The organism is Ureibacillus thermosphaericus (assembly GCF_012396605.1).
GTDB classification, from domain to species: domain Bacteria; phylum Bacillota; class Bacilli; order Bacillales_A; family Planococcaceae; genus Ureibacillus; species Ureibacillus thermosphaericus.
In genome coordinates this window covers 34,268-55,206 of record NZ_JAAXPW010000015.1, presented here as the reverse complement: position 1 = coordinate 55,206, position 20,939 = coordinate 34,268, and the positions used below count along the sequence as shown (strand labels likewise).

The 20,939-nt window shown below is 34.5% G+C and carries 19 protein-coding genes; 17 read left to right on the top strand and 2 right to left on the bottom strand.

Features of this window, described 5'->3' with window-relative positions; genetic code table 11:
• The first annotated feature begins 40 nt into the window (after positions 1–40).
• From HF990_RS07830 to HF990_RS07820, 3 genes are all read left to right on the top strand, one after another.
• Entirely contained in the window at positions 41–1,693 is a 1,653-nt protein-coding gene (locus HF990_RS07830; RefSeq protein ID WP_168412368.1) for an S-layer homology domain-containing protein, read from the top strand.
• A gap of 270 nt (positions 1,694–1,963) precedes the next feature.
• On the top strand, positions 1,964–3,310 hold the full coding sequence (locus HF990_RS07825; protein ID WP_168412367.1) for an S-layer homology domain-containing protein: 1,347 nt from the start codon (positions 1,964–1,966) through the stop codon (positions 3,308–3,310).
• A 34-nt stretch (positions 3,311–3,344) separates the two neighbouring features.
• On the top strand, positions 3,345–3,503 hold the full coding sequence (locus HF990_RS07820; RefSeq protein ID WP_168412366.1) for a hypothetical protein: 159 nt from the start codon (positions 3,345–3,347) through the stop codon (positions 3,501–3,503).
• Between the two features lie 246 nt (positions 3,504–3,749).
• On the opposite strand, the gene HF990_RS07815 is transcribed toward HF990_RS07820, so the two are convergent.
• Complete coding sequence (locus HF990_RS07815) at positions 3,750–3,974, bottom strand: hypothetical protein (RefSeq protein ID WP_168412365.1); 225 nt, start codon at positions 3,972–3,974, stop codon at positions 3,750–3,752.
• Between the two features lie 428 nt (positions 3,975–4,402).
• On the opposite strand from HF990_RS07815, the gene cmr1 reads away from it, so the two are divergent.
• The 10 genes from cmr1 (at position 4,403) to csx2 (ending at position 15,205) form a co-directional block, all read left to right on the top strand.
• The gene (cmr1, locus tag HF990_RS07810; RefSeq protein WP_168412364.1) at positions 4,403–5,368 is read left to right on the top strand and encodes a type III-B CRISPR module RAMP protein Cmr1; all 966 of its coding nucleotides are present in this window, start codon (positions 4,403–4,405) and stop codon (positions 5,366–5,368) included.
• Positions 5,365–7,059, top strand: a complete 1,695-nt coding sequence (cas10, locus tag HF990_RS07805; RefSeq protein ID WP_168412363.1) for a type III-B CRISPR-associated protein Cas10/Cmr2 — start codon at positions 5,365–5,367, stop codon at positions 7,057–7,059. The genes cmr1 and cas10 overlap by 4 nt, the downstream gene beginning before the upstream one ends.
• Positions 7,034–8,191, top strand: coding sequence for a type III-B CRISPR module-associated protein Cmr3 (gene cmr3 / locus HF990_RS07800; protein ID WP_168412362.1), 1,158 nt, complete (start codon positions 7,034–7,036; stop codon positions 8,189–8,191). The genes cas10 and cmr3 overlap by 26 nt, the downstream gene beginning before the upstream one ends.
• Positions 8,192–8,213: 22 nt before the next feature.
• Entirely contained in the window at positions 8,214–9,116 is a 903-nt protein-coding gene (gene cmr4, locus HF990_RS07795) for a type III-B CRISPR module RAMP protein Cmr4 (protein ID WP_168412361.1), read from the top strand.
• Between the two features lie 12 nt (positions 9,117–9,128).
• Positions 9,129–9,545: a type III-B CRISPR module-associated protein Cmr5 gene (gene cmr5 / locus HF990_RS07790; protein WP_168412360.1), complete on the top strand. Its 417-nt coding sequence runs from the start codon at positions 9,129–9,131 to the stop codon at positions 9,543–9,545.
• A 2-nt stretch (positions 9,546–9,547) separates the two neighbouring features.
• On the top strand, positions 9,548–10,738 hold the full coding sequence (gene cmr6 / locus HF990_RS07785) for a type III-B CRISPR module RAMP protein Cmr6 (protein ID WP_168412359.1): 1,191 nt from the start codon (positions 9,548–9,550) through the stop codon (positions 10,736–10,738).
• A gap of 68 nt (positions 10,739–10,806) precedes the next feature.
• Complete coding sequence (gene cas6 / locus HF990_RS07780) at positions 10,807–11,760, top strand: CRISPR system precrRNA processing endoribonuclease RAMP protein Cas6 (RefSeq protein ID WP_168412358.1); 954 nt, start codon at positions 10,807–10,809, stop codon at positions 11,758–11,760.
• 53 nt (positions 11,761–11,813) lie between these two features.
• The gene (locus HF990_RS07775) at positions 11,814–12,605 is read left to right on the top strand and encodes a putative CRISPR-associated protein (RefSeq protein WP_168412357.1); all 792 of its coding nucleotides are present in this window, start codon (positions 11,814–11,816) and stop codon (positions 12,603–12,605) included.
• Positions 12,606–12,642: 37 nt separating this feature from the next.
• The gene (locus HF990_RS07770; protein WP_168412356.1) at positions 12,643–13,821 is read left to right on the top strand and encodes a CRISPR-associated protein; all 1,179 of its coding nucleotides are present in this window, start codon (positions 12,643–12,645) and stop codon (positions 13,819–13,821) included.
• Positions 13,822–13,912: 91 nt separating this feature from the next.
• Positions 13,913–15,205 (top strand): TIGR02221 family CRISPR-associated protein, encoded by a 1,293-nt coding sequence (gene csx2 / locus HF990_RS07765; RefSeq protein ID WP_168412355.1) that lies wholly within the window; start codon positions 13,913–13,915, stop codon positions 15,203–15,205.
• 165 nt (positions 15,206–15,370) lie between these two features.
• Here csx2 and HF990_RS07760 read toward each other — a convergent pair whose 3' ends face one another.
• Positions 15,371–15,844 (bottom strand): hypothetical protein, encoded by a 474-nt coding sequence (locus tag HF990_RS07760; RefSeq protein WP_016839602.1) that lies wholly within the window; start codon positions 15,842–15,844, stop codon positions 15,371–15,373.
• Positions 15,845–16,262: 418 nt separating this feature from the next.
• On the opposite strand from HF990_RS07760, the gene HF990_RS07755 reads away from it, so the two are divergent.
• The 4 genes from HF990_RS07755 (at position 16,263) to HF990_RS07740 (ending at position 20,838) form a co-directional block, all read left to right on the top strand.
• Entirely contained in the window at positions 16,263–16,709 is a 447-nt protein-coding gene (locus tag HF990_RS07755) for an Hsp20/alpha crystallin family protein (RefSeq protein ID WP_016839601.1), read from the top strand.
• Between the two features lie 508 nt (positions 16,710–17,217).
• Positions 17,218–18,525 carry an S-layer homology domain-containing protein gene (locus tag HF990_RS07750; protein ID WP_247595858.1) on the top strand — a complete coding sequence of 436 codons (1,308 nt, stop codon included), beginning with the start codon at positions 17,218–17,220 and terminating at the stop codon, positions 18,523–18,525.
• A 294-nt stretch (positions 18,526–18,819) separates the two neighbouring features.
• Complete coding sequence (locus HF990_RS07745; RefSeq protein WP_168412353.1) at positions 18,820–19,479, top strand: S-layer homology domain-containing protein; 660 nt, start codon at positions 18,820–18,822, stop codon at positions 19,477–19,479.
• Between the two features lie 258 nt (positions 19,480–19,737).
• On the top strand, positions 19,738–20,838 hold the full coding sequence (locus tag HF990_RS07740) for a CAP and S-layer homology domain-containing protein (protein ID WP_168412352.1): 1,101 nt from the start codon (positions 19,738–19,740) through the stop codon (positions 20,836–20,838).
• Positions 20,839–20,939: the final 101 nt, after the last annotated feature.

Below are 20,939 nucleotides of genomic sequence, written 5' to 3'. Positions count from 1 at the left end.
TATACCTAGAAAACACAATTAGGTAGGAGGAGGAATTGCGTTGAAAAAGTTATTGCAAGTTTTTACGATGGTAGCTGCACTTATATTTACGATAAGTACAGCTTTTGCGGCAGAAAACGAGCCAAATGACTCTATATCCCAAGCAAAAGAACTTAAGTTTGAAAATGGCCGAGCAGTTGTGAATGCAAACATCGCAAATTTAAATGATAAAGACTTTTATAAAATTACCCTAAATCGAGCAGGGAAAATCGAAGTAGGGATGACAAATATTGAAAAAACCCAATTTCGCGTAACGCTTATCAATTCATTTAATAAAGAATTGGAAGTATATGAAACAAAAAGTGCTCCAAATCAAGGAGTAGAAACGCTATTCTTCCAAGGATTAGATAAAGGAACGTATTATATAAAAGTTGAACACTTTAAAGGCGATAGCACAAATGCGCCATATACATTAAGAGTTAATTATACAGCAACAGATCTTGTGGAAAAAGAAGATAACAATGATCGAAATAAAGCAAATCCTATTTTACTCAATACAACGTATGCAGGTTGGGCAGATCCAACGAGTGACTTCTATTCTTTCAAGCTAGCAGCAAATAGTGAGGTAAAGGTGAACATCACTCAATCGCCTAAAACGAAATTTGAAGTGTCTTTGTTAAATGCCAATGGAAATCCAATAGAAACTTGGGAAACTTCTTATGCTTCCGGTACAACAACAATTATCCATACTGGGCTACCAGAAGGAACTTATTATTTAAAAATCCTTACTAAAGAGGGAGATTTAAATAATATCCCTTATAACTTCACTGTGAATTTCAGAGCGGATGCGAATTTTGAAACAGAACTGAACAATACTCCATCCACTGCTAATGAAATGTACTTAGGGCAGTTTGCAAAAGGGGTATTAAGCACAAATCATGATGTAGATTACTATCGCCTCTATATTAACGGGCAAACAAATGTTGATGTGTATATGACTCAATTGAGCGGGACTACTTTTAAAGTAGAAATTGCCGATTCATTAGGAAAAGTGCGGAAAGATTATTATACTGCTAATGGGAATGGATCGGTTGAAAAAATAGGGAATCTAGATTTAGTACAAGGTTTCTACACAATTAAAGTATCCCATGATCAAGGGAACAATAATAAAGTTCCATATACTTTAAGATTAGCTGATAGTTACATTTCGATAGAGAAATTTAAAGATTATGAAGCAGGAGCATATTGGGTGCCAGCTTTTGAATGGGGCATTCAAAACAAAGTCATCAAAGGGGATCCAGTAACAAATCGTTTAAATCCAAATCAAAATATTACGGAAGCTCAATGGCTAGCGATGTTATTAAGATATGCGTTGCCACATGAGGCAAAGGATTCGCCGAATGGGAACTGGTATGACACATATTATCAAATTGCGGTAAGAGAAAAAATTGAAGTGAGCAAAAAGCCGAACGAGCCATTGCGTCGTGGTCTTGTAGCGAAAATGTTAGCAAAAGTTTACACAGGTCAAAATATGTCAGAGGAAGAAGCAGTAGATTGGATGTATAAAAATAAAATTACGACAGGTACAAATGTTTCTAAACCACAAGATTATTTGAACTTTAACCCGTCAGGCAACTTGACGCGAGCACAAGCTATTACCTTTATGCATCGCCTTAAAAGAGAAGGTATTGAACCGAGATTAGGAAAGTATTAATGCTAAAGGAAAATGAGATGTAGTAAGCTGTTTATTTTCTAAACGGATAGCTTAGAGGAAGCGGTATCCTCTAAGCTTTTTTATTTTAATGGCAATCATTTATAATCGTTGAGTATTGCATGATAACGAACCTGTTTAGCTGTTTTTTATTCACAACTCCCTTTGACGAAGCATGTTTAAAAGCGTAACAACCGAGCGAAATTTGCGACTATCGGCATATAAGGTAAAATAAAGGTATAGAAAGAAGTTTCTAGGAAGGGAGTCATGTATATGAAATTATGTAAGAAAAAGTCATTTATCGCAGCATCCGCATTAGCATTGGCTTTAACAGTACCAACTGTTTTCAATCCAATGGTGAATGAAGTAAATGCTGAAACATTACAACAAGAATTACGCACACTGGTTTATACGGTTGCGGCGGTAAAAACATTCAAAGACGTACCGACAACACATACGTATTTTGACATTATTAATGAGATGGTGAACAAAGGCATTATTACAGGCTATGAAGATGGCACATTCAAGACGAATCAAATGATTAGCCGTCAACATGCAGCGGTATTAGTTAGCCGCGCAACAGACCTAAAACCAACTGTACCATATCAACAATATCGGGATATTCCACCAACACATGTTTACCATGACCAAATTAAAGAACTTCAAATGGCGGGTATTTTTGAAGTGGATAGTAAAGGATTCTTTAATCCCACTCAAAATATGACGCGCGGTGAAATGGCGAAAGCGTTAGCCATTGCTTTCAATTTGGATATTCCAGCAAAGGTAACGAAACAAACATTTAAAGATATCCCAATGGAACATCCTTTTGCTTCATATATAGAAGCCATTCAAAAAGCTGGCATCACAACTGGATTTGAAGATGGCACGTTCCGCCCAGCAGAACCGTTATCTCGTATGCATTATGCGGTTTTCATGTACAGAGCCATGAATAATATCGGACTGCCAACTGAGGAAGATGAAAAAATTGAAGATGATTCGGATCTTATTATGTTAAATACTTCTGATGAAATCGCAAAACAGTTAATCGCTATTTATAAAGAAAATCAAGATGTATTTACGGAAAGAAAGCCGTTTCTAGTGAATTCTTTTGATTTGAATCCTAAATCTTTAAAAATTTATCAAGAGGGATTAGACGAGTTACGTTCGTTAGACTTAAAGATACAACCAATGACTGGATTTGCTTATGCTCATGAAATTCAAGTAACTCGAGAAGGATATAAAAACCCTATCAAGAGACTACAAAATGTCATGTTATATTTCATAGGTCATGGGGAGGATATGGGTAAAATCAATTTCGATTATCGTGAAAAAGATGCGGAACAATTAGCTCAAGCATGGTTAAAAATCGCGTACCCTAAGAAATTCGTTGATATTTTGAGTCCGATGATTGCAGAAAAAGCGGAAGAGGCAAGAATAAATAGAAATGATGTTTTCTTCGAAAATATGGAATTGATTTATATTGATGGGTATGAAATCCAAATAGGTGTCAACCAATTGAAAGAGGAATTTATTATGCATGTACGAGAACCACAATATAAGTGTCTTGAAATGGATGGCATTCGATGCAAGAAACACGATTATGCAAATCCATTATGGTAAAGAATTACTCACTTAGAAAGGGGGTGAAAACTGATTGAAAAAAAATATCGGAAGTAAATTAAGAGTATGGTTAATTATTGGCTTTATTGTAATCTCTAACTTTTTACCATATCTTCCATCATGGCCAACGATAACTGTACAAGCAGCCAACGACAGTATTCCTATGTATGATTGGACTGAAAATACAATTTGAAACTGATTAAAACTTCCAGTATTACTAATATTTTGTTATAATAAAAAAACAATTTTATAAATCTATAATTAACTTTCAATTATGAGGGTTTTTTATTTTTATAGTCCTGATGTTTCTATTTCAGGGGATTGAAACCCCATTCCTTTTTTTCCGCTCAGAATTACTCCAACATTGTGTTTTTGAGTATCCTGGTGTAGGGGATTGAAATATTTCGTGTCTAAAATTAATATGTTCGTGTTTTTTTAGTTACCAAGATAGTCCTGAACTAGGGAATTGAAACTCACCTTCACCCTGTCCAGTTTTGTTGTCTCCTGTTTGAAGTGAGGATCTGGAATCATGGAATGAAAAAATTTTCGTTAGTTCAATATTTGCCCTGATATCATGGGATTGAAACTCGTCATCTTCATCTTCCTGGTCTTCCTCTTCTTCATTTGGAGTACCTTGCGTATCTAGAAGAAGTTTAAATATCAATGACTACCCCGAGGTTAGGGGATTGAAACACCAGTGCGCAATTTTCAAGGATTTTGTATGTATGTGAGGAGGAACGCCCTGTTCACGGGGATGATTGATGAAGTGAGTTCCAATGGATCCTTGTGAAGAAGGAAATCTATTGTGAACTTGCTTTTTTGTACTTCAACGACCTTCAAAGTTTTTCGTCTATTACCCAGCTTCTGCACATCGCCTCAATTCTTATGAAACTTTGACCTCTTAATCTGCCCTCGAAACTTTTCAAACAAAGTAAGAGAATTCTTTATATTGGCATATTTTTGTTATTGAATAGGAATATAGAATTATAGAAAGTGCAGTATAGTTAATTTATTAGTTCTGTAAAAAATACAATAAATGTTATAAAATAGTAATACAGTTTTAATTTGTAATGAGAGGTGTGTGAAAATGCCTTGCAAAAACAAGTAAACATTGAGGAATTGTTGGAAATAAGTGCAATACAGAAAAAAAGATATCGAGTCAAAACGATTACTCCTTTAATGATGCATGGATGGAATGAACAACCAAGAGGTGCTAATCCCGTAGCAGAAACACGGGCCGCTTCAATCAAAGGGGTGTACCGGTATTGGTGGAGGATTTTGCAATATGAGACTAAAAATTATAAGGATTTATTTCAAAAAGAAGGAAAGCTATTTGGACATGCGGCTAATCAATCAAATAAATCTAAAGTGATGATATCTATTCCGGTAAATGAGGTAAATAAAGGTTATAATGCAGTGTCAAGGCCACATAAAAAAAATACTTCTAAAGATGTATCCGCAATTATAAACAAAGAATTTGATATAGATTTATCGGTTTATCAAAAAGATTCGAAACATTTTGAAGAGTTCAAGGCATATTTTGAGCTGATGCTGCTCTTGGCAGGCTTCGGGCAACGTTCACGGCGAGGAGCTGGCGCATTACAGCAAACAGAGAAAAAATTTCACTCTATTGAAGATTACAAAGCGGAGATTCAAAATCTTTTACAAAAAATTAATAAAATGAAATACTTTAATACCAAACTCAATTCTCCGCATCATTTGCTCCAAGTTAAAGAGAATATTCCGTTAAGTCAGAGTCCAACGCTGCGTTCTATATGGATTGGCAAAGCTTTTAACAGTGGAGAAGCAGCTCGAAAAGCCATTAGTAATGCGGGTCACGAAGCAAATAAAATCGATTTAAAAAATAATCAAAGATATTTAGGAAATGTTGTATTTAACAAAAAAATCCGCGTTGCCTCCCCGCTAATCGCGACAGTGAGAGAAATTGGGGGAAAATATTATCCGATTATATCGGAAGTCATCACAATTAATCAAAATCATGAAACATACATCAAAGCAAAAAATGATTTTTTACAATGGGTCGGTGTAAAAGTATGACAAATCGCACATTAATCGTTTTCAGTATTGGTCCCGTCCAGTCTTTTATTGCAGCTGCTCGGAAAGTAGAAGATTTATGGAGTGGGAGTTACATTTTATCCTATTTAGCAGAAGAAGCAATTAAAAAATGTTATGAATTTGCAGAAGAAAAGCATTATCCTTTTGTTCTTATTTCTCCTTACATAATCTACGAACAACTGAAAAATCCAAAATTAGACACTACTATCGAAGTAGCATCACTACCAAACCGCTTTGTTGCAGAAATCGATGCACCGGAAGATGATATCGTCGAACTTGCTAAAAAGGTTGAACAACACATAAAACAACAATTTTACTCCCTATGTGAAGATGCGGTGAATAAAGTCTTTAATACTCCTGAAGTGAATAAAGAAGAGTTATTCAATCTTCAAAGAAAACAAGTTGATCAATTATTAGAAATTTATTGGACCATTGAGAAAATAGACAATCATCATGGTGATTATCATGCGGCTCGGGCATTGTTAGAAAACCGATTGGCGTCAGTAAAAAATGATTTGCAATTTCAGCAGATAGACCAATCAGGATTAGTATGTACTGTTTGTAATGAAAGGGAGGCGTTGCATGATATCCAAGATATTGGAAAGTATTCCATTGGGGAGATGCGAAAAAAATTAAGGGAAATGTGGAAACACCGCGGTCATGAATTTAAACATCCTCGAATCAGTGATAACGAATTGTTATGTTCCATTTGTTTAGCAAAACGATATGCTCGTCAATATTTTAGGGAATTAAAAGCAAATGGTTCTTCCCGATTCTTTGGAAGATATCCTTCCATTCAAGAAATCGTTAAACCATCAAACTATTACGCAGTCATCATGTTCGATGGAGATAATATGGGAAAATTTTTTGCGCATGATGGAAATGAGCAGGCGGAAGCAAGGAATCGCAATTTAAGCGAGAGACTAAGCGTCTACTCTATGGAAATCGTTCCGAAAATTATAGAAAAGTATAATGGAAAGCTGGTCTATGCAGGCGGAGATGATGTACTAGCTTTTTTGCCGATGGATGAGGCATTGAATGCAGCAAAAGAATTAAGACAAGCCTTTGCAGATCCGGAAAAGGGAATTGGTAAAGGAGCTTCTCTTTCCGGCGCCATTTGTATCGCCTATGTCAAAACGCCGTTGCAATATATCTTATCGGAATTGAGAACTTTAGAGAAAAAATCAAAATCCTATAAAAATGCTACAACAGGTCAGGAAAAAGATGCTTATACAATTGCAACTTATACAAACGGGGAAATTCGTTCTGTGACATTGCCTTGGATATTGAGCAATGGAGTTTACAGCAGTGACTATATCAATGAATTAAGTACTGCATTAGGTGAAGATTTAGCAAGTACGTTTCTTTACACTTTACAATCAGAATTATTGCCTCTCATCGGATCTAAGTGGGATAAAAAAATCACTGTTTTTGAAAATGACCCCCTATTGAACAAAGAAATGTTCCAAGTAGAATTTACGAGATTATTGAAAAGAGCCAAATCAGAAAACGGTAATTCGTCATTGAATATTGATTTACTCGTACAAAAACTGATCGAGTTGCATGAAGCAACGCCAAGCACGTTAAATTTCATCCACTTATTAGAGATTGCTAGATTTATTAAACAAAAAAAGGATGATCAACAAAATGAATATTATATTAAAACCAATTGATACGTTCTTTTTTCGAAATCATCGGGATTTTGAATTTGGCAGCTCCTTTATCAAGGGCATTTTCCCACCAAGATTGAGCACTGCTTACGGTGCATTAAGAAGTGCTTATATTTATCACCATAGCAATTTTAATGAATTTGAAAATGAAAGCAATGAAGAATTAAAAAAGTGGATGGGGTCGCCGAAAGAAGTTGGGGAATTTTCCATTAAAGGTGTGTTTCTTTATGACGGGAAACAAGTAATTTTGCCGTTGCCCCTTGACTATCAAGTGCTCGACAATGTGGAGGGAGCAATGGGAACAGCGATACCGTTGGAGCTTCGAAAAGATTCAACGCCAGCTTCCAATGAATCACATTATCAATTGTTTGGAACAGAAAAGGAGAAGTCGTCAAGACCTGTTGACTACTTTATTCCCGAAGAAGTTTTTAAAAGTGCATTGCTTGATTACTCGTTGGAGGTTGAGGCAGAGAAAGCATCCAAGTGGATTAAAACGGAGATGAAAATTGGCGTTGCCTTAAACAGAAAACGTCGAACTGCAGAAGAAAACATGCTTTATAATATGGAATTTTTACGGTTTGAAAAAGATTATGAGAATGCTGGATTTCTCGTGGCGATTCAAAATGGTCCAAGCTTTGAAAATGTAACAAAAGCAAAATTCGGCGGAGAAGGAAGACCATGGAATGTAGAAGTAACATCAACTAATATTCTGGATTTTTCAGAGAAAGAAATAAAAGTCGTGAAAGAACAGATTAAGGAAACAGGAGTTGCACGCATTATTTTATTGACGCCTGCCATTTGGGAATATGGAAATCGTCCATCTCAATGGAATAAGGAAACAAATGAACTCGTATTTAAAATAGACGCTGACACTAATTGTCAACGAAACATTACTTGCAAATTGCTTGCTGTAGCGACTAGCCGCCCAATCGTCATCGGAGGATGGGATATCGTGAACAATCGTCCAAAACCGCGGATGAATGCAATTCCTGCAGGTACAGTTTTATATGTCCAAGTAGAAGAAGGCGATGTAGATGTTTTCGTTGACGAAATTTTTGGCAAGCCATTTACGGATTACAACGCCCATGAAGGCTATGGATTTGCAGTTTGTGGCGCTGGAAAAATAAAAAAATAAAGGTAGGAAAGAGGAGAAAAGGATGTTTTCTAAAGTAGAACCATTTTTATTACATAGCTTATCTTCCGTTCATGCTGGAAGTGGAAGCGAGGTCGGTATTGTCGACTTGCCAATCCAGCGGGAATCACATACAGGTTATCCAAAAATTGAAAGCTCCACGTTAAAAGGAGCTTTAAGAATGACGGTAACTGATATTGCGGATTTACATGAAAATAGGCAACAATTGCTGGAAAAAGTGAGTTTAGTATTTGGTGCATCACCAAAAGAATCTTCAAATGAAAACTTAGCTAGTGCCATTGGACTGGCAGATGCACGTATTCTATTTTTCCCTGTGAAATCGTTAAGAGGTGTTTTTGCATGGGTAACTTCACCTTATGCATTAAATCGTTTTGTCAATGAACTTAAATTATATGGTAGCAATCTATTAGAAGGATTGAAGATTCCTCAAGAGCCTTCAGTTTCTTCAGATAAGCTGTTCATCCGAGACAATAAAATTGTGTTAGAAGAGTATACGTTTGAGTTAAATGAGAGTGAAAAACTGAAGCAAGTAGCTGAAACTTTACAAGGGAAATTATTTCAAGGTTTTGATAGTGACTTTGCGGAGCGGGTAGTTCTTTTAAACGATAACGATTTCTTAGATTTTGTAAAACTATCTACTGAAGTCAATACAAGAATTAATATCGACCCAATTACTGGTACAGTAAAACCTGGGGCTCTTTGGAATGAAGAAAATGTTCCGCCTGAGACGATATTCTATAGTTTCTTATTTGCTAGTCATGTAAGAAAGATTAACGACTTGGATGATTTAAAAACTGCAGATGATGTTACATCCTTCTTAAAAAATCCAGAAATATTGCCAAATGTGTTCCAACTTGGTGGAAACAGCACGCTTGGTCGTGGAATGCTTCGGATCATTTGGCTTTAGGAGGAATAAACGATGACGATAAGTAAAATAGAAAATGGTCGTGCAGCTTTTGCTTTTAAAGAAGTAAAACAAGTTGTAGAAAAACCTAACATTCAAAGTAGTGAATTTCGTTCCTATGTCAAACGCATGCCTACAATGATTCAAGTAAATGGATTAGGTCAAACGTTAGCATTTTGTTATTCGAAAAAGAATAACAAACGAGGTAAAGCATACGGAGAAGTATATCGTATTGTGCAAAAGTGGATTGAAGATGAGGTTTTTCCAGATTTATTTCACAACAACAAAGATTATAGCGAATTTGTAGAGAAAGTAATCAATTTAAATTCGTATGAATATAAGCAAGTGACTGCGGAAGTTTTGGCACTGTTAAACTGGATGCGCAGATTTGTAGAAGGTATGGTTCAAACGGAAGATAAGGTTGGTGAATAACAGTGTCCTATTTCCATCCAAAAGATACGTCGGAACTTTTAGAAGAATATATGAAATCCAATCAATGTGACCATCTAGCTTATGGCATGTATTATGCAGCATTAATACAAAAAAAGGAAAATAACAAAGGTCGAGACGCGAAAAAGTTATTTAATACTAATATAAAAAAATGGAACGTCCATGAACGCAACAAGAAAAACATTTTGAAAGTAACGAACCTATTAAATGATGTTTTATTTGTTACACAAAAACAAAATGAAATTTCTGTATTGCGAGCATTTTCAGAAGGAAAATTATTGATTGGCACAGGTGCTATACACGTGCTTGAATCGACCTTAACGATTCACCAAATATATGGTGTTCCCTATATTCCAGCTTCAAGCATGAAAGGATTAGTGCGCAATTGGGTGGTACAAGCATTTTTTAACGGAGAAGACCCGTTTGATCAAAAGACAGATAAAACGTTGGATGAAAAACAAAAAATCGTGAAGGCTATAATGATTGATATTTTTGGAGATAAAGAACATCGAGGAAAAGCGCAGTTTTATGATGTGTTTCCATCAACAGATTATGACATAGTACCAGATGTATTAACCGTTCATTTTCCGAATTACTATCAAAGAAAATCTGAGGCTACAGATAATCAAACCGTAATACCGTTTACAGGTTTGCAAGTAATTGAAGCATCCTATTACGATATTCGATTTACTTTGCGGAAATACAGGAAGGAAAGAATGCAATCTTCCTTCAGCAGTGAAGAGTTGATGAAGATTTTGAAAGATTGGGTTACAAAAATGCTGCTTGAAAGTGGAGTTGGGGCTAAAACTTCCACTGGCTATGGGCAGTTTTATAAAGTGGAAGAGGTTACTTCCGAATTTTTAGAACAATTTGAGCAAAAACAACGAAAAATGGAAGAAATCCGTCGGCAGGAAGAGGAAGCGAAACGGCTTGCTTTATTAAAACCCGATGAACGTTTGGTAGAAATCATTCTACAATTAGACGAATCTGTCACTTCTCAAGATCAATCGAAAGGCGAAGTTTATAAGCAAGCACTTGAATTGGCAGAACAAGGATATTTTCAACCAGCCGAAGCTCTATACGAATATTGGAAAAAGACAGGGAATCTAAAGGTGAAAAAAGGAACAAAACAAGCGGAAAAAATTCAAAGACTTAAAGAGCTAATAAAACAGTAATAGCATTACAGGATGGACAATTTAGATTGTTCCATCCTTCATTATCTTAGTGCAAAGGAACGTTCAAAATGCAAGATTTATTTACAAACCAAATTCCACTGAAATGGTGCCATTTACATTTTGAAATTGTCCCATATCAAGAAATGAGTTTGCCGTCATATCCAGCTATCACGATACGTGGAGGGCTTGGTTATGAGTTGAAAAAAGCTGTCTGTACATGTCATCAAGAAGTTTGTGATTGTGAGCATGTCCAGTTTTACAGGCAACTATATGAAGATCAAACGGGCATCAAACACGAGAGTTTTGGATACATTGCATACAACCGTCCCCTTATCATTCGAACTCGCCATAATTTCAAAAGAAAATATACAAAAAACGATTCTTATCAATTTGAAATGATTCTATTTGGAAAGGCAATACAAAAATATCGAGATATCATTTTAGCAATGAGAGCTTTTGGACTAAATGGCATAGGGGAAAAGATGGAAAAATTTTATATTAAACAAGTCCAATCCCTAGGCGCTCCTATTCCCGTTACTGTCTATCATGATGGGGAATGGATTGCAGATGCTCGTGTGAATAAATTAAGTGATATCGTATTTCCTTTTGAAAAAAAGGTACAGAAGGTAAAAATCCAGTTTCATACTCCTACTCGAATTCAAGTAGATGGAAGGTATCAAGAAAAAGTATCATTTGATGTAATGATTGAAAATCTATTACGCCGCATTAATAGTTTGCTCTATTTCCATCAAAATCAATTATTGGATCGAGATGTATATGAAGAAATTTTAAACCATTCTAAATATGTTGAAGAAGTTATTCAATCTTATCAAAAAGTGAAATATCGACGCTTTTCCACAAGACAGCATCAAGAAATGTTTTTACATGGTATTGAAGGGTGGAGTATAGTAAAAGGTTCAGAAATTCATACTCTCCTACCTTTATTATATTTAGGACAATTTTGTCATATAGGAAAGCAGACAACTTTTGGTTTTGGGGAATATAGTATCGAAGTGTGGTGACGGGCGCCATTACTAAATGGAGTGTCTGGTAAAAGCAAAGATGGAGGAAGAGTATGAAGAAAAACACAATAATTGCAACGGTTGGCACTTCCCTCTTGGGAGGATTAAATAGAAATGGAATCGATTGGAATCTGCCAATTGAACAAATCGTAAAAAAAATTCAAGAACTTGAGAATAATACAAATATATGTGCAGAAATTTCATCGATTCACTCGATGATTCATGAAAATATTTTAGTAGAAAAAGAAAATTTATATTTACTTGCTTCTGATACGGTTGAAGGAGAAAAAATCAAACTAATATTAAAAAGTTACTTTGCTTCATTGTTTCGTAATGTGCACGTATTTACCATTGAACATTTGAATGGTCAAAATGCAAAACAATTTACAGAAGAAGGATTGCGAAATCTAGTAAAAATCATAGTTTATATTGTGAAAACCGTTCCTAATAGAGAAGAGGATTGTGTCATTAATGCAACGGGTGGCTACAAGGCGCAAATTTCTTTTGCCGGACTCATCGGACAAGTTTTAAAAATTCCTGTTTATTATCAATTTGAAGGATTTTCGTCGGTAGTTCAATTGCCAACAATGCCAGTCGTTTTCGATTATCAACTTTGGTTGAAGCATTTCAAACTTTTTAAAGAACTTTATGACCTAGGCATTGCTTCTACTAAATTACTACCTTCAAATATAAAGTTGAAAGAATTAGACGGACTCGTTGAAGAAACCAATGGTCAGCTTCGTTTATCTTCTACTGGTCTATTATTGCATGAAGTTCTTTGGAATCGCTATAAAGATGAAAACTTCCGAGTGGATTCTGACGATACATCTGTTCACATTCGTTGAGCAAACGATGCAGCTCAGTTAAAGAGGAGATGAGGGTATGTATAATACGGTTGTCATGACTTGTGGGATTTCATTATTAATGGGGAATCATAATTATTTTTCCATCAAAAAAGGAAGTAGAATGGACGGTATCATTTCTGCTTCCTTACAATCTAGAGAGATAACATCGGATATAAAAAAAAAGATCGATCAGTTTCTAGATAAAGGGAGAAAAGAGATTGAAGAGGCGTTAAAGAATCCACATGCTATCAGTGCGGAGTATTCGATGATTCATACGCTTATGAAAAATAATAAACTATCAGAAAAAATGAAGATTATTTTAATTGCTACGAACACGGTAGGCAGTAATATTTGCGTGCCATTACTGAAGGATATTTTTGAAAAACAATTGGATGCTGATGTAAAAGTTTTATTTACGGATATTAATGTATCAAGTTCTAAACTAATTAGAGAACAATTGGGGAACTATCTTCACATTTTAGGCCAGGCATTATCAGAAGGAGATCCAAGTTCCACATGTTTTGCTCCCATTGGCGGCTATAAAGTGATGACATCCCTCGGGTATATTGTAGGCTCCTTTTTACATTACCCAACATCCTATTTACATGAAGAGCAGCAAATTTTAATTGAAATTCCTCCGATGCCCCTTGATATTGATGATGACTTTGTTCAAAAGAATAGCGATTTGTTGAGAAAATGCAAGCAAGATTATATCGATTTGGATGAACTGAATTACAATGAAAAGGATATTGTCAGAAAATATAATGCGATATTTTCTATAGAAGATGGTTTAGTTGCGCTAAATCCATTTGGGCTTTTCTTGTTTGAGCGTTCAAAATATAATCATTTAATCAATACAAATTATATTTATTCTGAACAAGTAGAACGAATTATGAAACAAAATAACCATCAGTCCATTTTCATTAAACAACAAATGCGTGAGTTGGTGAAAAAGTTAAAAGAAGGCGTCGAAAATGATGAAGTCAAGCATGAAAAGAATTTTAAAATTTTAGATCGCAGTAAAGTATTATTCAATTTATATAAAGGAGCGAGCAACGGGCAAACCGCATTTCGTCTGGCTTATAAATATGATTGGGCGAAAGATGAATTAATCGCCAATTACTTGTGGTTGAATCATGATAAATATGAACGGGAAGTATCTAATGGTGTTGGGATATATAAAGAAGAATCGATTTCCGCAGTACACAGTTTGTGAAAAGATTTTAAAAAGGTCTAAGATTTTAAGTTTGGAACAAATTTTACGAGAGGTTTCATCCATTGATTATTAAAAGCAAGGAGGCATATGGATGGGAAGAAAAGTTTTATTCTCATTTTTAGGTTTGGGTGATTACATAGAGTGTATTTATGAATATGAAGGAAAAACATCAACGTTGACAAGGTTTATCCAAACATCAATATTGGAGCAAATGAGAGATGAGGGGCTTCAGGAATTAGTCGTCTTTGCGACAAAAGAAGCCAAATCACAAAATTGGCAAGATCATGAAAATGAAAAAGGCTTTTTTGAAGGATTAGAAAATGCTTTACAAAGAATTACCCCAGAGGCAAATGTAAAGCTAGTAGAAATCAGCAGTTCACAAGATGAAGAAGCAAACTGGAATTTGTTTGATACAATTTTGTCCGAGATTCAAGAGGGAGATGAAATTTATTTTGACATCACCCATAGTTTTCGATCAATCCCATTTGTTGCATTGATTGTATTGAATTATGCGCGATTAATTAAAAAAGCGACGATTCGAAAGATAGTCTATGGTCTATTTGATCCGAAACAACCCGACATTCCTGCCCTAATCGTTGATGTAACAAACATGGCGACATTATTAGATTGGACAATAGGTGTCGATCAATTCTTAAAAACTGGTGATGCAACGGCCATAAAAGAATTAACAAATCGCGAAACTGGTACAGTGTTCAAAAACCGGACTACATCTAATGAAGAAAAACAAAAAGTAAAAGCTTTAAATCAACTAGCTGCACAATTAAATCGAATTGGACAATCCTTTCAAACTTGCCGCAGTTTAAAAATCACAGAAGAAATACAAGAACTGCGGAATCAAATTGAAGTGGCACGTGATACACAAACTTCAAAAATTAAACCGCTCGCTCCATTGTTAGATGAAATTGAAAAAAAATATGAAGAATTTCGTGATGATGAAATAATGAATTTATTTTATTCTGCGAAATGGTGTAGTGAAAACCATTTAACTCAACAGGGATATACTATGTTGCTTGAAAATTGTATAACAGCGATTTGTAAAGTTTTCCAAATAAATGAAATCGATAGTGAGAAAAGAATGCTCATCAATTCAGCCATCAGAATATTATCGGAAAATATTCCTGAAACAAAATGGAAAGTAAAAGAAGAAAATGTGCCGTTTGTTCGTGAAATGGTATCGAAACTGCAACCGTATAAGAATAATTTTGCTGCCTTTAATAGTATTTTAGATTTGCGTAATGACATCAATCACGGCGGTGCAAGAGAAAGTCAAAGTAAAGTAGAAAGTTTCCAACCAAAACTCAACAACGCAATTCTAGCATTGAAGCCATTCTTTGAAAAAATGTCTAGCACTTACATAAGATGAGATGTAGTGTGTGGATATTTGGCGATAACGGGGGCTAGAAAATCGAAAACTTTCTGAATATCGGACATCTTCACTTCCTAAAAAAATAAATCGTTGTTTCTGCGGTAGTCGAAACAAATTTCAAGCTAGAAAGTACTCGCTGTGAATACTTTCTAGCCCATTTTTTTATTCAGCAACAAATTCTTGTTTCATTTTGATTAAACCATATACGTAGAAGAAAATACTAAATGTCACGATAGTAAGAATCACAAATAATACGGCTTTCCCTGATTCTCCTGTCCAACGATAAAATAAACGGTAACTGTAATAAATAAAGATTACAAACATCGCTAGTGAAGCTAACCAACCGATAAATGGAATAAATGACACCACAAATAACACAGCATAAATAATCATCCAAGTTAATGCATCTTTTTTCACTTCTTCTGGAGTCGTTTTCTTTGATCCAAAAGCGAAGAGTAAATATGCATTTACTAAAGGAATCCATGCTAAAAATGCAAGATCTTCAGGACCATTTGTTTTTGCTGTAAAAAAGTAAATAAGTGCAGTAATTACATAGCAAATCACAGCGAGAATTAATAGTACAAAGAATCCCCCAATAAGACCAACAATATAGCTCTCATCAAAATTCGGAGACATCCTACACCTCCTTTCCAAAGATAGGAATCTTTCTTAGGAAAATCAATGTATTATATGTATCCATTTGAATGAAATAACCCAACTTCTCAAGAAAATGAATCAATCTGCTTAAAAAGCTTACTTCACAAATTACTTTTTTCTTAAATATTATTTCTTTAAAAAGTAAAAAGTCTAAACTTTAAAACGCAGAAATAAAATTCCTCATAAAAAATAAAGCACATTCTGTTTCTTTGAGAATAAAATATTACAGAAATGCGGAGAATTTTTGATGAAACCGTAATAAATGTATGTCAAAAGTATGATAAAAATATGATAAATTTCCTTCAATTTACAAAATGCTCAAATGAAAATGCAAAAAAAGGATAAAATAAAGATGTAACAAGTACTTGTACAAAATTATAAATAGGGAGGAATTGAGATGTTCGATTTAAGACCGTTCAGAAGAAGAAATGATGATTTATTTGAACGTTTCAAAAGTGCCTTTGATGATATGTTTAATCAAGATTTCCTACCTGCATTCGGCAATGACTTCAAATCACTCCGCACAGATATTACAGAAACGAAAGATGCCTACATTGTACAAGCTGACTTACCTGGTTTTTCAAAAGATGACATTCAAATTGATATAGAAAATAACTATTTAACAATTCGTGCGAAACGAGATGATCGCTTAGAAGAACGAGATGAAAAAGATCGTATTATCCGTAAAGAACGTCATTTCGGTGAATTTTACCGTTCATTCTATGTAAACGATATTGATCAAGACAGAATCGAAGCAGAATTAGAAAATGGGGTATTAAAAATTACACTGCCAAAAATTTCACCGGATGATGAGAGTCCTTCAAGACGTATACAAATTAAATAAAAATGAATGGGGCTATGACGTATTGTCATAGCTCTTTTTCTTACTTTTTGTCTTAAATGAAATTACAATTTCTTGTTATTTTCGATAAATATTTTTCATGAAATTCAACTTATTCATTGTTCTTTTTTTCTATAAGTGATAGACTAAAATTGTATATAGGATTATTTCCTCTATAGCAATAAATTACTTTTCCCGCTAGGAAATACCAGGTTGGTAGCCCAAAAGAAAAAGCACAAACTAAGAAAGTTTGTGCTTTTTCTTTTTTTCTTCAAAAAAGGAAATGTATCAAAAAAATAACAAAATGTTCTTAGCTCTATTGAATAAAAATAATATTCGAGCTAGATAAAAAAATGATATTTTATGGATATTTATACTAATATTTAGCGACTAAATATTACCTTTGACGAAAATAAATAATATTAATATACTAGATTTTGTTGATAGAAATCAGCATCGTTTTACAAAGAAAAATGATAAAAAAATGATATTTCTTGGAGGGTAGTAGTTGATGAATTATAAAAAATTTTTCGCATCGGCAGCTACGGCGACATTAGTAGCTTCTGCAATCGTTCCAGCTGTATCAGCGGCAACTTTTACTGATGTAGAAGATAATACTCATAAAGAAGCAATCGATGCTTTAGCAGAAATGGGAATCGTAAAAGGATACAAAGATGGTACATACAAACCGAATAACACATTAACACGTGGAAATGTGGTAAAAATGTTAGGTCGCTGGCTTGAAGAACAAGGCAAAGAAATACCAGAAGATTGGGATACAGTACAACGATTCAAGGATTTGCCAGTGGACTTTGCAGACGAAGAGTTAGTAAAATACGCAGCTTTAGTAAAAGATCATGGCGTATTTCTTGGTTCAGATAACAAATTAATGCACATGAAAAATATGGACCGTTCACAAATGGCTTTAACTTTAAATCGTGTATATGAAGCAATGTTTGGTGTATCATTAATCGAATTAGCTGAAGAGATTGATGATGTAACAGTAGTGGACATGGATGAAGTTTATAACGATAACAATAGAAAAGAAGCAGTGCAAGCGTTGCGTGACTTAGGAATTTCGATTGTTGAAAAATTCAGACCGAACGAAACAGTAACACGCGGACAATTTGCTTCATTCTTATATCGCACAATTCAAGTTTCTGAACAAGATGAATTGAAAGTTGTGTCAGTGAATGCCACTACAGCTTCAACGATTGAAGTAATATTTAATGAACCAATTAATAATACACAAGAAAACCTACAACAAGTAAAAGTGATTGCAAAAGAAGATGCAACAACACCTGATTCATTAACATTTACCTTAAGTGAAGATGGAAAAACGTTAACAATCACAAATCAAACGTTGTTCAATGGTGAATATGAAGTTGTAATCGAACCGAAAAAAGTAAAAGGTACAAGAGAAAACCAATTCGTTTCTGAATTTAAGAAAACTGTAAAATTTGAAGAAATCACAAATGAAGCGCCTACAGTAATTTCAGCTAAGTTTAATAAAACAACAAAAGAACTTGAAATTACTTATTCTGAAGAAATCAAATTATTAAATGACGAAACAGTAATATTTGACTTTGAAGTGTTAGTCAATGACGATTCATTAACTACTCCAATAAAAATTGATGCCAACAAGGGTGACGAAGAAAGCGAAAAAGCTACTAAAGTCATCGTGAAACTAGAAGATTTAGTTATCGAAGCAGATGACACAATTTCTTTACAGCTATTAGAAGAGTCAGATATTAAAGACTTAACAGATAAAAAAATTGAAGTAACAGAAGTTATTCCTGTTGAAATGGTTGAAGAATAATTTTATTTCATCAACTACTTAGAACTTTTAAGTAATAAAGACTCAATTGTAATTTTGCTAATAAGTATTAGTCATAGGCTACCAACCAACAACTAATACTTAAACTTCATAGATGGACATAGCAGGGAAAGTCCAAATAGAGGGGCCGAATGGAGACAAATGGTTTTCTGTTCGGTCCATTGTGTTATCGAAAAAAAAACTCTCTATATTCCTTCTGTCAATAGTTATTATAGAAACCTACCATAATTTGGGTTACAATGGTTGAAGAGAGTAGGATAGGGGGAAAATGTCCACATGAAACTAAGGAAATTTTGGATATCCGTTGTCATCTTTGGTATCGTAGCTGCAATTTACATTCCAACTTCAGCCAATGCAGCGGAGAATCCTTTTATTGATGTATCTGTTAAAGATGCCCATTATGAATCGATTGTAACCCTTATTAACGAAGGTATCGTTGAAGGGACGAGTGCGACAACATATGAACCTTATAAACAAGCAACAAGACAAGAAGCGGCTTTATTTATTGCCAAGGCATTACATTTAGATACAGTGAACGTGGCAGATCCTGGATTTATTGATGTACCTAAAGCAAGCAAATACTATGGTGCTATTGCTGCGCTGAGCCAAAAAGGAATCATACAAGGCTATCAAGATGGCACATTTCGTCCATCTAATACGTTAAAACGTTCGCAAATTGCAAAAATGGTAACATTAGGTTTTGGCTTGCAAGTATCGAATAATACAACGACACCATTTAAAGATGTCAATGTCATCAATGATCTGGAAACGAGACAATATATTCAATCGTTGATTGATTATCAAATTACAACAGGCACAACTCCTGAAACATTTCGTCCTTTTTCTCCACTAACTCGAGGGCAATTGGCAACTTTTATTAAAAGAGCTCTTGAAGCAACGGATGGACTAGGCTTCCAAGTCATTAGCGTTGAATAATATTTCAAAGTAAAGCATTATCTTGGGACTTTTGCTCGAGATAATGCTTTTTAAATGATTACCTAACTTTATTGAAGATATTAATAGAAAATTTATCTGATACCTTTGATGTTGAGAACGTAATTCTTTTTTATCAAAACATATTTCTCTATTAACAAATCATGAACTTTTTGAAAATAAAAGGTAATTATTATAAAAATAGAGAATACATAAAAAAAGGTAGTTATTTTAAGTTTTATTGAAGTGGAGAGAGAATATATGAAACGTAACACAATCATAATAACCACCGCTATCATATTGTTTTTAAATGGGGGTTTTTTACATAATCGAGTTCATGCAATGGCGGGAGAAGAGCGTGTTAAATCAACAGAACTGCAAACTCCCTTTCAAGATATAAGCAGTTCATTTTGGGCAGCAACACCAATTTTAACACTAAAGGAAAAAGGATACATGGATGGCTATCAAGATGGTACCTTTAAACCGAATCAGTATGCAACCCGAGCGGAAGCGGCTAGTGTTATAGCGAGATCGTTAGAAATTCCCCTCGAAACGGATTTTGAATTAAACGCAAAAGATTTATCACCCAGCCATCAATATTATCAAGAAATCTGCAAGCTCGCAGAACTAGGGATTGTTCAAAATAGTGAGCATTTTCGTCCGGAAGAACCGCTAAGAAGAGCACAAATCGCTAAAATGTTGGCTCTTAGTTATGGTGTTCAAGTAGACCATGTGAATAAAACTTCATTTAAAGATTACAAAAAGGATTACTGGGCTAGAGATTATATAGAATCGCTAGCAGATGTAGGAATCATCGAAGGTACAACACCTACTACTTTTTCACCTAATCAGTATGTAACAAGAGCACAGTTGGCAGTTCTCGTTTATAGAGGCATTGAATTTCAAAATAAAATAAAATCTTATCAGTTAGCTTATGACTATTTGTCGAAACACTATATTTCTACGGTCAATAGTGCAGTGAATTGGACAAATGAAGTGATTGATTTAGTAAATGAAGAACGTAAAAAAGTTGGAGTCCCTCCTTTGAAACAAGATTTAGCACTCACTCAATTGGCGATTATTAAGGCACAGGATATGATACAGAGAAAATATTTTGATCATTTCTCTCCTTATTACGGGCATCCTTGGGATATGGCGACACTCTTTGACTATGAATTTACGAGATTTGGTGAAAATATTGCACGTAATTTTGATCAACCAAAAGATGTTGTTAATGCATGGATGGCTTCAGAAAAGCACAGGGAAAATATGTTGAAAGAAAATTATACGAATATAGGCGTGGGAATAAAGTCAGATTCTCAAGGAAACTATTATTGGGTTCAATTATTTTCTAGCAAATAACTGTAATAAACTAGTATCTTTTATTACAGGAATGTTACAATACCTGTTATATAATTTCATAATTTTTCTATTAGAAGTGCCGAATTTCCTTTAAAGGTAAG

Coding starts and splice junctions, on each gene's coding strand:
- HF990_RS07825 (WP_168412367.1), top strand. CDS start 1,964: ATGAAATTATGTAAGAAAAAGTCATTTATCGCAGCATCCGCATTAGCA.
- cas10 (WP_168412363.1), top strand. CDS start 5,365: ATGACAAATCGCACATTAATCGTTTTCAGTATTGGTCCCGTCCAGTCT.
- cmr3 (WP_168412362.1), top strand. CDS start 7,034: ATGAATATTATATTAAAACCAATTGATACGTTCTTTTTTCGAAATCAT.
- cmr4 (WP_168412361.1), top strand. CDS start 8,214: ATGTTTTCTAAAGTAGAACCATTTTTATTACATAGCTTATCTTCCGTT.
- cmr5 (WP_168412360.1), top strand. CDS start 9,129: ATGACGATAAGTAAAATAGAAAATGGTCGTGCAGCTTTTGCTTTTAAA.
- cas6 (WP_168412358.1), top strand. CDS start 10,807: ATGCAAGATTTATTTACAAACCAAATTCCACTGAAATGGTGCCATTTA.
- HF990_RS07775 (WP_168412357.1), top strand. CDS start 11,814: ATGAAGAAAAACACAATAATTGCAACGGTTGGCACTTCCCTCTTGGGA.
- HF990_RS07770 (WP_168412356.1), top strand. CDS start 12,643: ATGTATAATACGGTTGTCATGACTTGTGGGATTTCATTATTAATGGGG.
- csx2 (WP_168412355.1), top strand. CDS start 13,913: ATGGGAAGAAAAGTTTTATTCTCATTTTTAGGTTTGGGTGATTACATA.
- HF990_RS07760 (WP_016839602.1), bottom strand. CDS start 15,844: ATGTCTCCGAATTTTGATGAGAGCTATATTGTTGGTCTTATTGGGGGA.
- HF990_RS07755 (WP_016839601.1), top strand. CDS start 16,263: ATGTTCGATTTAAGACCGTTCAGAAGAAGAAATGATGATTTATTTGAA.
- HF990_RS07750 (WP_247595858.1), top strand. CDS start 17,218: ATGAATTATAAAAAATTTTTCGCATCGGCAGCTACGGCGACATTAGTA.
- HF990_RS07745 (WP_168412353.1), top strand. CDS start 18,820: ATGAAACTAAGGAAATTTTGGATATCCGTTGTCATCTTTGGTATCGTA.
- HF990_RS07740 (WP_168412352.1), top strand. CDS start 19,738: ATGAAACGTAACACAATCATAATAACCACCGCTATCATATTGTTTTTA.